Source organism: Acinetobacter sp. WCHAc060006, assembly GCF_004209135.1.
Taxonomy (GTDB): Bacteria; Pseudomonadota; Gammaproteobacteria; order Pseudomonadales; family Moraxellaceae; genus Acinetobacter; species Acinetobacter cumulans.
The window spans coordinates 15,777-30,969 of sequence record NZ_SGSS01000013.1 but is presented as its reverse complement, the minus strand read 5'-3'; the positions used below and the strand labels follow the sequence as shown (position 1 = coordinate 30,969).

Here is a 15,193-nt window from a genome sequence, read left to right as displayed (position 1 = left end):
CAGGTTTATTTTTGAGGTTGCCTTATGTCGCAGCGTATTACTCCCCCTATTGCTTTAATTAATCGTGCATCTGCTGGTAATGCTGAAGCTCAATTTGAGCTAGCCGAAGCCTATATGCACAGCGAACATGAAGACGATATTGATCTGGCTGAAGAATGGGCACTCAGAGCAGCACAATTGGGCTTAACTGAAGCAATGTATTGGCTGGGTGAAGGCTATACAGTTTATGCTAAAGAATTACGCGAAGAAGACCCAGAAGAGTCTAAAAAATACTTTGAATATGGTTTTAATTGGTTAACTCAGGCCAGCAAAGATAAACATGCTGCCGCTATTTTTGAGTTAGCAGGCTATTACCGCCGTGGTGATGCCACTGAAAAAGACGTGAGCAAGTCTATTGAACTGGTTGAACAAGCAGCCAAATTAGGCGATGTACAAGCCATGCGCGATTTATCTTTTATCTATGCAAATGGCTTAGGTATTGATGCCAATGAAGAACAAGCTGATTTTTGGGATCAACAAGCACAGCTTGCTGAAAGCAAAAATACTGAGCAATAAGCAATACAGCCCATCATAATGGGCTGTAATTTTTTGCACTCTTACATTAAGCATCAACAACAATGGCTTGTCTAAAAATACCTTCCACTGCACGTTGTTGTTCAAATAACGCTGCTGGCATTGCTTCAAAACTGTCAAAAAAACTAATCTCATTGGCATCAACTGCATACACCAACGAGTGATTGCCCTCACCTTCTAAAGTGTCGTAATACACAATCACATATTGCTTTTGCTCAAAAGCTTGCTGGATTTCTGCATAGCTAAGTGCAGGTAAAATTGGCAATTGAATTTGTTGTGCTGTGTTCAATTCCTTTAGATCTTCTTCACTTGGCTCTAAGTCTTCATCAGTATGAAATTGAATCTGATAGCCAAACTTTTTTAAGCCAATGGCAAGACCCAATGAACTTGTTCCATACTCTGCACCATAGCCGCACACATTGACCAGCTGATCTATTTCAGCATCTAAACCTAAGTGCTGCAACAGCATCCACACGGCATAAATACCGCCATTGGCTTCTAAATTGGCAAGTGATTCTGGGATTTCCAAAGACATAATAGGAACTCAAAATTGACTATAGAAGATGATAAACAAATCAAAATGATTTTGCCCGCAAGTTTTAATCATGGCCAGATTTCACATGCACAAAAATAATGTCCAAATCATGTTTAGGCACAAAATTCTTTTCAACCATTTGAAACTGCTTTGCACTGATTTTCTTTACTTTACCTGCCCAGCAAAAAGAGACCAATTCTCCTACATCACGCTCAATAGTCAATTTAAAATCTTGAATAAGCTTTGCCCAATTAGCGCCTGTTTTTAAGATATAGCCCAACGCTTGAAATGGTGCATGCTGTGATTTGACCTTTCTCAGTCCTGCCTTAAAGTTTTGATCCATACAATAACTTTGATTATATTCATCAGAATATAAAGCCACAGACCCACCCACCAGCGGTGCATATTGATGCTGTACCCGGGTCAACGCATTGGCTTTAAAAGTTTGCGTCCAACTGTAAATCACCTGAGATGACCATAAAATGGTTTCATTGGGATCTTTGGGCAATACTTTTTGCAGTGCCACATTTTTACAGTGTCTGAGTTTTGCTTCGAAAGTTTCATATACATCATTTTGCCTGCTCCACGGATTCAACATGTCTTTTTCCGTAAACCCGCATTGCTTAAAGCTCTCTGTCATATCAATCGGGGCTGTTTTTTCATCTTTTTGAATAAAAGTACGCACGTGCATTTCAGGCTGTAGCGTATTTCCATCCACCTGAACTTTAAAACTTTTGAGCAGCTTTTCTGTATTGGCAAAATCAGATTCAAAGTAGTTTTCAACTTTTGGCAACGGAAACAAGACCGTTTCAGTCACATCTTTATTGCTTAAATTTTTGAATTGGTAGTCGACCTTAATGATTTTTTTACTGATAAATAAGTTTTCACTGAACATTTGAATGTCTTTATTTTTCAGGTATTGCACCCCACCTGTTGCCACGTAGCCCGTGGAGTCATTGGACATGGCAAGAACTGGCCAAAACATCAATAAAGCAATTAAGGGTTTAGTCATTCTTCTTATACTCCCAAGGGATGGATTAAATTTAAATATTCATAGCGTAATTTTACAGATCAAAAAACCTATAACTCAGATATTAAGCATTTTCGGATTGGAACTCACTCTATTTCCAAGTACAATACTTCGCTAGTCGAGGGATGCTGCGACTTTCTTATAGGCACTAAATATAAGATCGCTAGGCTCGACGATTCGGTTGAACATTCGTTTCAATCAACAACGGCATCCGCGAACATAATGATCAATTGTTTTTATTAAGGAGATCGTGATGAACGCGGTTAATGCTTCATTTACAGATTACAAAGTTGCCGACATTTCACTAGCTGACTACGGCCGTAAAGAAATCAAACTTGCTGAAGCAGAAATGCCAGCGCTAATGGGTCTTCGTAAACGCTATGCTGCAGCTAAACCGCTTGCAGGCGCGAAAATCCTTGGCTGTATCCACATGACAATTCAAACTGCAGTTTTAATTGAAACTCTAGTTGAATTAGGTGCAGAAGTTCGTTGGACATCTTGCAACATCTTCTCTACGCAAGACCACGCTGCTGCTGCAATCGCGGCTGCTGGTATTCCAGTTTTTGCTTGGAAAGGCGAAACTGAAGAAGAATACGTTTGGTGCTTAGAACAGCAAATCAACGTAAACGGCACACCTTGGGATGCCAACATGATTCTGGACGATGGCGGTGACTTAACTGCACTTGTTCACGAAAAATATCCTGAAGTGATTGCTAAAATCCACGGTATTACTGAAGAAACGACTACAGGTGTTCAACGTCTTTACGAAATGCACCGCGACGGTACTTTAAAAGTTCCTGCAATCAACGTAAACGACTCTGTAACTAAGTCTAAAAACGACAACAAATACGGCTGCCGTCACTCTCTAAATGATGCAATCAAACGCGGTACAGATATGCTTTTATCTGGCCGTCGTGCGCTTGTAATCGGTTATGGCGACGTAGGTAAAGGTTCTGCTCAATCACTTCGTCAAGAAGGCATGATTGTACGTGTAACTGAAGTTGACCCAATCTGCGCAATGCAAGCATGCATGGACGGTTACGAAGTTGTTGCTCCGTACAAAAACGGCGTTCAAACTGGCAAAAAAGAAGATATCAACCTTGATCTTCTTCAAAACACTGACTTGATCGTAACGACTACTGGTAACTACCACGTATGTGACGCAGCAATGCTTGATTCATTAAAAGCTGGTGCTGTTGTTTGTAACATCGGTCACTTTGACACTGAAATCGACACAAACTACCTACGCGGTTACAAGTGGGTTGAAGTTAAGCCACAAGTTCACCAAGTGTATCGTACAGAAAACGAAAACGATTACTTAATCCTTCTTTCTGAAGGACGTTTGGTGAACCTTGGTAACGCAACTGGTCACCCATCACGTATTATGGATGGTTCTTTTGCTAACCAAGTATTGGGTCAAATGCACCTATTCGCTGAAAAATTTGCTGATCTTCCAGAAGATCAAAAACAAGCTACAATCCGTGTAGAACTTATTCCTAAGAAATTAGACGAAGAAGTTGCTGCGGCAATGGTTGCTGGTTTCGGTGGCGTATTGACAACTTTGACTCAAGAACAAGCGGATTACCTAGGTGTTCAAGTTGAAGGCCCGTTCAAAGCTGAGGCTTATAAATATTAATTGACCCTCACCCCATCCCTCTCCCAAAGGGAGAGGGTGACAGCTTCGCTAAATTGAATTCAGGACTAAAATCCTATCAATTTAATAAGCTGGGTGTTTAACCCTGCAAAATTCAGTAATGAATACTCCTCTCCCTTTGGGAGAGGTCAGGGAGAGAGTAAACAAACAGTATTTATAAAAAAGGATTTGAACATGTCAAAACAGATTCCTATTTCCTTTGAGTTCTTCCCGACCAAAACTGATGCTGGTGCGGAAAAACTTAAAGTTGTTCACCAAGAACTTCAATTATTAAATCCTGAGTTTTTCTCTGTAACCTATGGTGCAGGCGGTTCTACGCGTGAACGTACACTGTCTACCCTTGCCGATTTTAATGGCAAAGGTACACCTGTTGCTCCTCACCTTTCTTGTATTGGTGACAGCAAAGAACGTATTGCAGAACTTCTAGATTTGTACAAATCACAAGGCATTGACCGTATTGTTGCACTTCGTGGTGACTTACCTTCAGGCCAAGTTGGCTTAGGCGAATTGCCTTATGCAACTGATCTTGTACGTTTCATTCGTGAACATTCAGGTGATCATTTCAAAATTGAAGTGGCAGCGTACCCAGAAATGCACCCGCAGGCAGACAGCTTTGATTTAGACATCAAACGTTTCTGTGATAAAGCCAATGCAGGCGCAAATGCAGCATTGACACAGTTCTTCTTTAATCCAGATGCATACTTCTACTTCGTAGAACGCATTCAAAAAGAAGGCGTGAACATTCCTGTAGCACCAGGCATTATGCCTATTACCAATGCAAGCAACCTCATTCGCTTCGCTGATGGTACAGGTGCTGAAATTCCTCGCTGGATTCGTAAGCAATTGGCAACTTATGGCGACGATACTGATTCAATCAAAGCCTTTGGTCATGAAGTGATTGTAAAACTTTGCGAACGCCTAATTGTAGGTGGTGCACCAAGCCTGCACTTCTACACCATGAACACCACTGATCCAACTCGCCAGCTTGTGCAAGACTTAGGTCTGGCTTAAGTATTTTAGACTTCTGAGCCTTACAAAATTTCCTATTTCTTTACTGAGATAGTTATAAGCCGTAATTCAGAAGTCTTTTTATTTCACCTTTTGAGAGTAAAGCCAAATGCCTCGTTTTTTTATTGAAGCAGACCTAAATGTTGATACCACTGTCGAACTGACTGAAACAGTATTTCATCACTGGGTTAAAGTGCTACGCGCGCAAACAGGTGAAACTGCCACATTCTTTAATGGCCAAGGTGGCGAATACGAAGTGACATTAACGGACGTTGCTAAAAAATCAGCATCTGTTGCTGTAACAGCTTTTAATCCTGCCAACCGTACCCCTGCTTTTACAGCCTTACTTGGCCAAGTCATGAGTAAAGGCGATCGCATGGATTATGCGATTCAAAAAGCGGTTGAACTCGGTGTTTCTGAAATTCAATTGCTCACTTCTGAACGCTGTGAAATGCGTTTGAAGTATGACCGCGACCAAAAAAAATTAGATCATTGGCAAGGTATTGCGATTGCAGCCTGTGAACAATGCGGTTTGAATGTGGTTCCAAAAATCCTTGCACCCATTAGTTTAGACAAATGGCTTGCTTCTAAATTACCAGACACTAAACTCGTACTTGCTCCAAACAAGGACCAGACAGACGTCTTAGCCAATGCAACGCCAAATATCGCACTGCTCATTGGCCCAGAGGGTGGTTTAAGTGAAGCAGAAATTGAAAGTGCTAACCAAGCTGGCTTTATCAATTGGTGCATAGGTGAACGCGTTTTACGTACAGAAACCGCCCCAGTTGTTGCACTTTCTATACTTAATTATCGAATAATCAATAATTTCATCTGATTTTTTATATTTATGTATACATATTGATTGATTTTTGTTCTTCTGACAATTACCCTTATTTAGATAAAATGTATGGCCTTGAAAGGATTTCGAGCTGTTTACAGCTAGGCCAATAAAAATTGACTTAATTATTACATTGAAATAAGGCATTGATATTCATGATAGAAGATCAATATGAATATATTCGGGAGCATAATCATGCCGCCCAAATTGCAAATACAATTCGCTTAAGTCGTTATTTTCTAACCAGTATTCTCGTTGTTTGTCTCTATATTTTCTGTATTTACAAATTTTTTAGTTCAACGCCTGCACCTTATTTTTATACATGGTTTTTTACAACAGAAATTATCGTTTGCCTGTTTTGGCTTGTAAGTACAGCGCATTTTAAACCTGGGCTTTATAATTTAAATCACGCCCATCGCTGGCTACAAATTCAGTGTTTTACCGTAGGTTGCTTGGTAGCTATAGGAATTTATATCCTTTACAACTACCTCCCAACCATCAATCCAGATTTTGAAGAAATTCATGCGCTAACACTTTCAGCATTATTATTGATCGTGACTCAAAGCTTCAGCCTGACCTACTTAACCCAAAAGTTAAATTATTTTTGTCTCACTTTTTTACCTTCGATCATTCCATTTTTATTTTCACAATATTTTATTCAACACGACACCAATCCCCTTTTTAGTCTGGCTCTGAATTTTGCACTTATTGTTATTTTATTATGCGCAACAACGTCATATCGAATTAACCTGCGCCTGAGCACCACGTATGCACGCAATCAACTCTTAATGAAAGATGCAGCACAACAAGTCACGTGGACAGATGATTTATGCAAACAGCTTCAAGATGAAATAAACCACTCTAAAGATATTGAACTACAGCTACAACTGAACAACCAATTGCTTGAGCAAAAGGTACGTGAACGTACTTATGATATTGAGCAAATGAACAAAGACCTAGAAAATCAACAAGAAAACCTAGTATTAGCACACGAAATTGCAGGCCTTCGACCTTGGGATTGGAATATTAGAGATCGTAAAATCAGACTCACCAATCACCTGTATGAAAAACAAATCCGCGATTCAAAACAGCACCTTGAACTATTACAGCAACAAATTCATCCAGATGATGCAGAACAATTAAAACGCACCTTAAAAATGCATTTACGCGGTGAAAGTGAGCGTTACGAGGCCAACTACCGTATTCAAAACTCAGAGGGTAAATGGAATTGGGTACATGATATTGGCCGTGTGGTTGAGCGTGATCCAAATACCCATAAAGCCATCCGTATGGTCGGCATTCGTCGTGATATTCAAAAAGAAAAAATGTCACAAGAGCGAATTAAATTAGCCACCAGTGTATTACAACAAGCTGCTGAAGGCATTTTTATACTCGACGAAGAGCTCTGTTATATCGACGTCAATCCTTATTATGAAAAGTTAACAGGCTTTAGTAGCAACCAAATTTTAGGTAAACACCTATTTGACATAACAGCGAATTACAAGTCACAACAACGTAGTGCCCACTACAGTGTGATTAAACAACTCATGAATATGAATGAGTTTGATGGCGAATTAAATGAAAAATTCCTCTCTGGCAAAGAACTTACCTTGTGGATGCACATTAATGCCATCACTGATGAAGACCATAAAGTCACGCACTATATTGGTATTGTGTCTGACTTAACTGAACGTAAACTCCAAGAGCAACGTTTATCTTATTTAGAAAATTATGACACGCTAACAGATTTACCTAATCGTTTTTACTACAACTATCAATTACATAAACTTTTGGTAACACAGCGTGACTCACAATTTGCCATTATTCGCCTCAATATCGATCGCTTCCGCCCACTCAACGAATATTTAAATCATAACGGTGGTGATGAATTACTACGCCAAGTTGCTCAGCGTTTGCGTTTGACCAACCCAGAAGCACTATTCATGGCGCATTTAAATGGTGATGACTTTGCCATTGTGTATGAAGTGTCCCACTTATGCCCTTCGGTACACGATCAATGTGCACGTATTAACAAAGCATTTGGCTTGCCATTTAATATTGCCAAACAAGATCATTTAATTACCATCTCTATGGGCGTTGCTTTCTACCCAGAGCATGGACGCCAATTGGATTATTTAAACAATTGTGCCGAGCAAGCCCTCACCGAAGCTAAAACACTAGGTGGCAACACGATTCGTTATTATTCGAAAGAAAATACAGCCCTTTTAGAGCAAGGTATATTCCTCGAACGTGACTTACGCAAAGCCATTCAAAACAACGAATTAATGGTTTATTACCAGCCTAAAATCAACTTTAGAGATAAAAATGTATGTGGTTTTGAAGCACTAGTACGCTGGAATCATGCTGAAAAGGGAATTATTCCACCTAATCTTTTTATTCCACTTGCAGAGCAAACTAGCCTAATATCAGACATTGGTCGTATCGTAATACAACAAACTGCCAAACAAATCCGCCAATGGAAAGACATGGGCTTTAATAATATTTGCGTCTCAGTGAATATTGTTGCACAGCAACTCAGACGCGGACAATTGCTCGAAGTTTTAGACGATGCAATGAGCCTCAACCAAATTGAAGGCCAAGATTTAGAACTTGAAATTACCGAATCTTCACTGTTAGAAAATTCCGAGGATGTTAAAAATCAACTGAACGAAATTAAGCTACGTAATATTAATATTTCACTCGATGATTTTGGAACTGGTTATTCTTCACTCTCCTATCTTGCTGATTTTCCAATTGATATATTAAAAATTGACCGCAGTTTCGTATCTAAAATTGGGCAAAACAAACAAGCCGCCATTGTGAGTGCCATGATTGCAATGGGCAAAGCCATGGGAATGACCGTCGTTGCTGAAGGGATTGAAACCGAACAGCAACTTCAATACTTACAAGACCTCGATTGTGATATTGCACAAGGTTACCTATTTTCTAAGCCGCTACCAGAACAAGAAGCAACCGAATATTTAGAACAAAATACCTGTGCCTCACTTATAGCTACTTAATATAAGACAAAAAAATGTGACAGTTCAGGATTCAAAAAATGACACGCTGAGTCTGTCCCAACTGTCTAACAAGTGATATATTCAGTTGATTAATAGCTATTAAACTCCCGTTTTCTGGGCAACTTAAAACAATCGAGATACAGATGGACGATCAATCTTTAAAACAGCAGGCATTGTATTATCATGAGTTTCCAACGCCAGGTAAAATTAGCGTAACACCAAGCAAACAGCTTGTTAACCAACATGATTTAGCGCTTGCTTACTCTCCAGGTGTCGCTGCACCATGTTTAGAAATTGAAAAAGACCCATCTAAAGCTGCACTGTATACTGCACGTGGTAACTTGGTTGCCGTAGTAACGAATGGTACTGCCGTTCTTGGCTTAGGTAATATTGGTCCTTTAGCTTCTAAACCTGTGATGGAAGGTAAAGGCGTATTATTCAAAAAATTCGCTGGTGTTGACGTATTTGACATCGAAATTGCTGAAAATGATCCAGACAAAATTGTTGATATTGTTGCAGCATTAGAACCAACTTTTGGTGGTATTAACCTTGAAGACATCAAGGCACCAGAATGTTTCTATATTGAGCAAAAACTCCGTGAACGCATGAATATTCCTGTATTCCATGACGATCAACACGGTACATCAATTATTGTTGGTTCAGCGCTGTTAAATGCCCTACAACTGAATGGCAAAAAAATTGAAGAACTCAAAATTGTCGCTTCAGGTGCAGGTGCTGCTGCTCTATCTTGTCTTAACTTGCTTTGTGCCTTAGGTGCAAAAAAAGAAAACATCATTGTGGCTGACTCACGTGGTTTATTAACTACGCAACGTCAAGGCCTTGATGATTCTAAAAAAGCATACGTACAAGATATTGAAGGTACACAACTTGCCGATGTTATGGCGGGTGCAGATATGTTCCTTGGCCTTTCTGCTGCTGGTATCTTGACTCAAGATATGGTTAAAGAGATGGCGGACAACCCGATCATCTTCGCTTTGGCTAACCCAGATCCAGAAATTTTACCTGAACATGCCCACGCTGCACGTCCAGATGTGATTATGGCTACAGGCCGCTCGGACTATCCAAACCAAGTAAACAACGCCCTTTGCTTCCCATATATTTTCCGTGGTGCATTGGATGTTGGCGCAACCACCATTAACGAAGAAATGAAAATTGCATGTGTACACGCGATTGCGCGTATGGCACATGTAGAAGCAGATGCTGCATCTTATGGTGAAAAATCTGCATCATTTGGTCGTGATTACCTTATTCCACGCCCATTAGATCAACGTTTGATTTTGGAAATTGCACCAGCAATTGCACAAGCTGCAATGGACTCAGGTGTTGCAACTCGCCCAATTCAAGACTTTGCTCACTACCGTCAACGTTTGTCTGAGTTTGTTTATAACTCAGCATTCATGATGAAACCTATTTTTGCGCAAGCAAAAACAGATCCGAAGCGCATTGCATACGCTGAAGGTGAAGACCTTCGTGTACTTCGTGCAGTTCAAATTGCAGTTGATGAAGGTATGGCTAAACCAATCTTGGTGGGTCGCCCTGCTGTGATTGAAGCAAATATTAAAAAGCTTGGTTTACGCCTTGAAAATGGTTTCAACATTGAAATCGTAGATCAAGAGAAAAACCCGCACTATGAACAATTTGCTGATGACTATTATGAGCTTATGGCACGTAAAGGCGTAACACCTGAATACGCGCAACGTGAGTCTCGTCGTCGTTCTACGCTCATTGCAGCAATGCTGGTTCGTCATGGTTTAGCAGACGGTATGCTTTGTGGTACCTATTCAAGCTATGACATTCACCTTGACTTCGTAAAAAATGTGATTGGTTTAAAAGAAGGTCGTAGCACATTCTTCACCCTCAATGCATTGATGCTTGAAGATCGCAATTTATTTATTGCCGACACCTACGTAAATACTAATCCAACGGCTGAACAGCTGGCTGAGATGACCATTTTAGCTGCTGAAGAAGTACGTCGTTTTGGTATCACACCACGTGTTGCTTTACTTTCGCACTCAAGCTTTGGTTCAGATCAAAATGATCCAAGTGCACAAAAAATGCGTAAAGTATTCGAAATTTTAACTGAAATTGCACCTGAACTAGAAGTTGAAGGCGAAATGCATGCCGATGCGGCATTAGACGAAAATATTCGTCATTTTGCATTCCCGAATTCACGCTTCAAAGGTTCTGCAAATTTATTGATTATGCCGAACTTAGATGCAGCCAACATTTCGTTTAACTTGTTGAAATCAACATCAGGTAACAATGTCACCATTGGCCCGATCTTGCTTGGTGCAGCGAAGCCTGTTCATATTTTAACACCAACAGCGACAACACGTCGTTTAGTGAATATGACAGCACTTACAGTTGCTGAAATTCAAGAAAACGAAAAAAATGCACTGTGATTTAGTTCACTGAATCCACAGTTCTGACTTGAGAAAACCTCTATTCTGTAGCATGATGACTGCAAGAATAGAGGTTTTTTCATGCAAGTTTATTTAGTGGGCGGTGCAGTTCGAGATCAATTGCTTGGACACCCCTATCACGAAAAAGATTATGTAGTGGTCGGCGCGACGCCGGAACACATGCTTGCCCAAGGCTATCAACCTGTGGGTAAAGATTTCCCCGTTTTCCTTCATCCAGAGACCAAAGATGAGTACGCCTTAGCGCGTACAGAACGTAAATCCGGACATGGCTATCATGGCTTCGAGTTTTATACCGATGTCAGCGTAACATTGGAGCAGGATTTAATTCGTCGTGACCTGACGATCAATGCAATTGCAAAAGATCAGGATGGAAATATCTACGACCCATACGGCGGTCAACGTGATTTACAATTGCGCCTATTGCGCCATGTATCCGATGCATTTGCGGAAGATCCGCTACGTGTATTACGTATTGCGCGTTTTGCAGCCCGTTATAAAGCACTCGGTTTTCGTGTAGCAGATGAAACACTTGAGTTAATGCGTCAATTGGTCACTTCTGGTGAGTTAAATGCGTTAACGTCTGAACGTGTGTGGAAGGAAACGTCTCGTGCACTAATGGAAAATCATGCCGATGAATACTTTGAAGTACTCAGAAGTTGCGGTGCATTAAAAGTCTTATTCCCTGAATTGGATGCACTCTACGGTATTCCTCAGCGCCCCGAGTACCACCCTGAAATTGACTGTGGCATTCATACCATGATGTCATTATATCAAGCTTGCCGTGCTGGCTATTCCCTTGATGTACGATTTGCAGTATTGGTTCATGACCTTGGTAAAGCACTCACACCTGCAGAAGAATGGCCACGCCATATTATGCATGAGGAACGTGGTGTTAAACCTGTATCTGATGTTTGTGATCGTTTAAAAGTTCCAACAAATACCAAGCAGTTAGCAATTGCTGTATGTAAGGAGCATTTAAAGTGCCACCAAGCACTTACCCTAAAACCGGGTACTTTATGGCGCCTATTACAACGTTTAGATGTATTACGTCGCCCAGAACGTGTTGAAGCCTTTGTACAAGCTTGTGAATGTGATTCTAGAGGCCGTTTAGGCTTAGAAGACCGTGACTACCCTCAATCACGCTATGTTTTGGATGCTATGCAAGTGGTGCGTAATATTAAAGCACAGGATTTGCCACCTGAAATTCAAGGGCCAGATATTGGAGAAATGCTGATTGAGCGCCGAATTGCAGCACTTGGCGTTTTAAAAGCTAAATACACTGCTCTTGCTGATTAAGCACATTCTGAAATAAAAAAGCTTCTTTGGGAGCTTTTTTATTTTTGGCGAAACAGTAATAAAGATGTAAAAATAATAATAACAGCGTTAATGTTCATCTTTTTTGCAACAATCTTTACCATCAATCTACCAATAAAACATTTATGCTCTAACTAAACAATGGAGCAGTTGCTACATGCATGCCTATATTCGCCCACTTCAATTAGATACTGATCTCAAAGATATTCATCGTCTTACCTACCAACTCGGTTATCGAATCTAATGCACAAGTCATTAGCTATGCAGGATTGATCAAACAATACAGCTGGGAATTTGAGGAGGTTTTTTTCGAATTCAAGCTTTTGTCATTGATGAGCAGTATATAAGTCTTGGCTTAGGTAGAACACTCATGCAGGCTATTGAGAAAATAGCGATCAAACAAGGTTTAAAACGTATTTTACTTAATAGTGGCAATCGTCCCGAACGGTATCCAGCCCATGTTTTTTATAAAAGCTTAGGATTTGAAGCCTATAGTTTGGGCTTTACGAAATACTTAAAATGATCGGCTGATTTAATCATCAGCCTATCATTGAATAGATCTTATGAAATATCAGCGGTGAAAGTAATGACTTTTTCCAATTTCATTTGATTTTGCACCACCATTAGCAAGCGATCAATGCCTAAAGCGATCCCTGAACATTCGGGCATATTGGGTAAGGCAGCTAGCAAATACTCATCAATCGGCATGATATGCAAACCAAGCTTTTCACGTTCCGCATTATCCGCCTCAAAACGACTACGAAGCACATCTGCATCAATCAGTTCATCATAGGCATTGGCCAATTCTAAACCTTCGATATACAGTTCAAAGCGTGCCGCCACCAACTCACCGTCTTCATCAATACGCGTTTTTGCTAGTGATGCCATTTCAGGTGGAAAGTCCGTTAAAAATACGGGGGTATCAAACCCTAAACTCGGTTCTACCATGTGTGAAAACAATAAATCGATATAGGCTAAACGGTCGTCGCCTAAATCTAAATTTAAGCCCACACGGCGACAAGCATCTTTCAGCTCTTGTAGCGTTGCCTTAAGTGGGTTCAAATCCAAACGATCCATAAATGCGTGTTTATAACTATAAATGGTGGGTCTAACTTCACCAAAGCGATGTGCTAAAACAACATTTAATAAGTCGGTAACCTCTAACATTAAATCTTTCAGTGAAAATGCAGGTCGATACCATTCCAACATGGTAAATTCACTATTATGTTTACGACCATGCTCATCATCACGGAATACTTTGCAAATTTGATAAATGGGTCCGCTACCATGCGCCAATAAACGCTTCATAGCAAACTCAGGCGAAGTTTGTAAATAATGCGTGGCCTTTTTACCTAAAACATGACGCTGGGCTTGTACTGAAGCCAAATGCACATCCGTTACCCCTGCTTGAGATAAGACTGGCGTTTCCACTTCCAATACATCACGTGATGCAAAAAACTGACGTAACTGTGCATACATTTTTGCACGCGCACGCATCGCTTCTAAATCACAAGTCGGTTGATAATGTACATGACTCATGCTTTAGGCCCTCCATGCGCAGCCCATTCACGACGAAGCGGATAGGTTTTACGTAAATAGTCAAAAGCTTTTTGATCTACCTTACCATCCGCCAGACAGGCACGCAGATTTGCATCATCACGAGCAATATCATAAATTTCTGTCAGATGATTTTTTAGCGCTTCTTTTAGTGTCTGATTAACGAATAGTGCTTCGCAAGTGGGTAATTGCGTTTCAAATTGTTTGCTTGCAACATAATGAAAGGTTTTGCAAAAAGCCTCATAGATCATTTGTGTGCCACGTGCTTTGCCTTCTAAGCTATAACCCGCAATATGAGGTGTAACCAAAGTGATTAAGTTAAGCAATTCTTCTGAAATTTCTGGCTCATGTTCAAATACATCAAGCACGACTTGACGCTGATTTTTTTGAATATCTGTAATTAAATCCGCTTCTGCAACCACTGGCCCACGTGCAGAGTTAATCAAAATTGCATCTTTTTTCATTTGCGACAATGCAGATGCATCGATTAAGTGATAAGTCGAATACTGAACATTTTTGGTCAACGGCACATGTGTTGAAATCGCATCGGCAGTTTTTAATAGTTCTGCAAATTCTACTTGCTTGACATGATCGCGTTGCACAAAAGGATCGTAGCCAATCACATTCCAACCCAATAGCTGTGCCATTGTCGCCAAACGTGAACCGACATTACCCAAACCAACAACACCCAAAGTAAAAGCATCGCCAGCATCTAATAATTCAGGTTTTAATTTTAATAAAGCAGTAATGACATATTCTGCAACAGCTTGCGCATTACAACCTGCCGCATTTGACCATGTCATGCCTTGTTGCTCAATTGCAGCGATATCTAAATGATCTGTTCCAATCGTTGCACTACCCACAAATTTTAATGATGATCCAGCAATAAGCGTTGTATTTACTTTCGTTACAGAACGAACCAAAAGTGCATCCGCATCTTGCACATCAGTTGCCGTTAAAGTGCGACCTGCTTTTTGTTGTATTTCACCAAATTCTGCAAAGAAATATTCGGTATATGCCAGATTTTCATCTGCAACGATTTTCATAATACATTCCACTACTGTAATGGGACTATGATAACGCTTTGGCTAGACGCTGACTATTCTCTCTTCCCTCACGCCCAGACCTACTAAGATAAAATAAGCCACATCTTATTCAATTCGTACTCTGCCTTAGCTTTATATAAAGCTAAAACCATGTCGATTTTTTGATTGGGCAAT

Annotated in this window: 12 protein-coding genes; 8 read left to right on the top strand and 4 right to left on the bottom strand. The window is 40.3% G+C overall.

Annotated features, from left to right (window positions below; all coding sequences use genetic code 11):
* Positions 1-24: 24 nt before the first annotated feature.
* Positions 25-555, top strand: a complete 531-nt coding sequence (locus EXE29_RS09370) for a tetratricopeptide repeat protein (protein ID WP_106986417.1) — start codon at positions 25-27, stop codon at positions 553-555.
* 46 nt (positions 556-601) lie between these two features.
* On the opposite strand, the gene EXE29_RS09365 is transcribed toward EXE29_RS09370, so the two are convergent.
* Together EXE29_RS09365 and EXE29_RS09360 are read right to left on the bottom strand one after the other, a co-directional pair.
* Positions 602-1,108: a cysteine peptidase family C39 domain-containing protein gene (locus EXE29_RS09365; protein WP_120364502.1), complete on the bottom strand. Its 507-nt coding sequence runs from the start codon at positions 1,106-1,108 to the stop codon at positions 602-604.
* A 64-nt stretch (positions 1,109-1,172) separates the two neighbouring features.
* Positions 1,173-2,120: a DUF4424 family protein gene (locus EXE29_RS09360; protein ID WP_120364501.1), complete on the bottom strand. Its 948-nt coding sequence runs from the start codon at positions 2,118-2,120 to the stop codon at positions 1,173-1,175.
* A gap of 271 nt (positions 2,121-2,391) precedes the next feature.
* Between EXE29_RS09360 and ahcY the strand changes: the two genes are divergently transcribed.
* The 7 genes from ahcY (at position 2,392) to EXE29_RS17745 (ending at position 12,939) form a co-directional block, all read left to right on the top strand.
* Positions 2,392-3,774: an adenosylhomocysteinase gene (gene ahcY, locus EXE29_RS09355; RefSeq protein WP_120364500.1), complete on the top strand. Its 1,383-nt coding sequence runs from the start codon at positions 2,392-2,394 to the stop codon at positions 3,772-3,774.
* A 192-nt stretch (positions 3,775-3,966) separates the two neighbouring features.
* Positions 3,967-4,803 (top strand): methylenetetrahydrofolate reductase [NAD(P)H], encoded by an 837-nt coding sequence (gene metF / locus EXE29_RS09350; RefSeq protein ID WP_106986420.1) that lies wholly within the window; start codon positions 3,967-3,969, stop codon positions 4,801-4,803.
* Positions 4,804-4,909: 106 nt separating this feature from the next.
* Positions 4,910-5,635: a 16S rRNA (uracil(1498)-N(3))-methyltransferase gene (locus tag EXE29_RS09345; protein ID WP_120364499.1), complete on the top strand. Its 726-nt coding sequence runs from the start codon at positions 4,910-4,912 to the stop codon at positions 5,633-5,635.
* Between the two features lie 158 nt (positions 5,636-5,793).
* Entirely contained in the window at positions 5,794-8,658 is a 2,865-nt protein-coding gene (locus EXE29_RS09340) for a putative bifunctional diguanylate cyclase/phosphodiesterase (RefSeq protein ID WP_120364498.1), read from the top strand.
* Between the two features lie 143 nt (positions 8,659-8,801).
* Positions 8,802-11,081: an NADP-dependent malic enzyme gene (locus tag EXE29_RS09335; protein WP_106986423.1), complete on the top strand. Its 2,280-nt coding sequence runs from the start codon at positions 8,802-8,804 to the stop codon at positions 11,079-11,081.
* An 81-nt stretch (positions 11,082-11,162) separates the two neighbouring features.
* Positions 11,163-12,398, top strand: coding sequence for a multifunctional CCA addition/repair protein (locus tag EXE29_RS09330; RefSeq protein ID WP_117006512.1), 1,236 nt, complete (start codon positions 11,163-11,165; stop codon positions 12,396-12,398).
* Positions 12,399-12,729: 331 nt separating this feature from the next.
* Complete coding sequence (locus EXE29_RS17745) at positions 12,730-12,939, top strand: GNAT family N-acetyltransferase (protein WP_228198766.1); 210 nt, start codon at positions 12,730-12,732, stop codon at positions 12,937-12,939.
* A 38-nt stretch (positions 12,940-12,977) separates the two neighbouring features.
* On the opposite strand, the gene epmA is transcribed toward EXE29_RS17745, so the two are convergent.
* Positions 12,978-13,955: an EF-P lysine aminoacylase EpmA gene (epmA, locus tag EXE29_RS09320; protein ID WP_106986426.1), complete on the bottom strand. Its 978-nt coding sequence runs from the start codon at positions 13,953-13,955 to the stop codon at positions 12,978-12,980.
* A complete protein-coding gene (locus EXE29_RS09315; RefSeq protein WP_120364497.1) occupies positions 13,952-15,019 on the bottom strand; it encodes a 4-phosphoerythronate dehydrogenase in 1,068 nt (355 codons plus the stop codon). Before EXE29_RS09315 ends, epmA begins: the two co-directional genes overlap by 4 nt.
* Positions 15,020-15,193 lie beyond the last annotated feature (174 nt).

Excerpts from the sequence above, each read along its gene's own strand:
- EXE29_RS09370 (WP_106986417.1), top strand. The coding sequence starts at position 25 with ATGTCGCAGCGTATTACTCCCCCTATTGCTTTAATTAATCGTGCATCT.
- EXE29_RS09365 (WP_120364502.1), bottom strand. The coding sequence starts at position 1,108 with ATGTCTTTGGAAATCCCAGAATCACTTGCCAATTTAGAAGCCAATGGC.
- EXE29_RS09360 (WP_120364501.1), bottom strand. The coding sequence starts at position 2,120 with ATGACTAAACCCTTAATTGCTTTATTGATGTTTTGGCCAGTTCTTGCC.
- ahcY (WP_120364500.1), top strand. The coding sequence starts at position 2,392 with ATGAACGCGGTTAATGCTTCATTTACAGATTACAAAGTTGCCGACATT.
- metF (WP_106986420.1), top strand. The coding sequence starts at position 3,967 with ATGTCAAAACAGATTCCTATTTCCTTTGAGTTCTTCCCGACCAAAACT.
- EXE29_RS09345 (WP_120364499.1), top strand. The coding sequence starts at position 4,910 with ATGCCTCGTTTTTTTATTGAAGCAGACCTAAATGTTGATACCACTGTC.
- EXE29_RS09340 (WP_120364498.1), top strand. The coding sequence starts at position 5,794 with ATGATAGAAGATCAATATGAATATATTCGGGAGCATAATCATGCCGCC.
- EXE29_RS09335 (WP_106986423.1), top strand. The coding sequence starts at position 8,802 with ATGGACGATCAATCTTTAAAACAGCAGGCATTGTATTATCATGAGTTT.
- EXE29_RS09330 (WP_117006512.1), top strand. The coding sequence starts at position 11,163 with ATGCAAGTTTATTTAGTGGGCGGTGCAGTTCGAGATCAATTGCTTGGA.
- epmA (WP_106986426.1), bottom strand. The coding sequence starts at position 13,955 with ATGAGTCATGTACATTATCAACCGACTTGTGATTTAGAAGCGATGCGT.
- EXE29_RS09315 (WP_120364497.1), bottom strand. The coding sequence starts at position 15,019 with ATGAAAATCGTTGCAGATGAAAATCTGGCATATACCGAATATTTCTTT.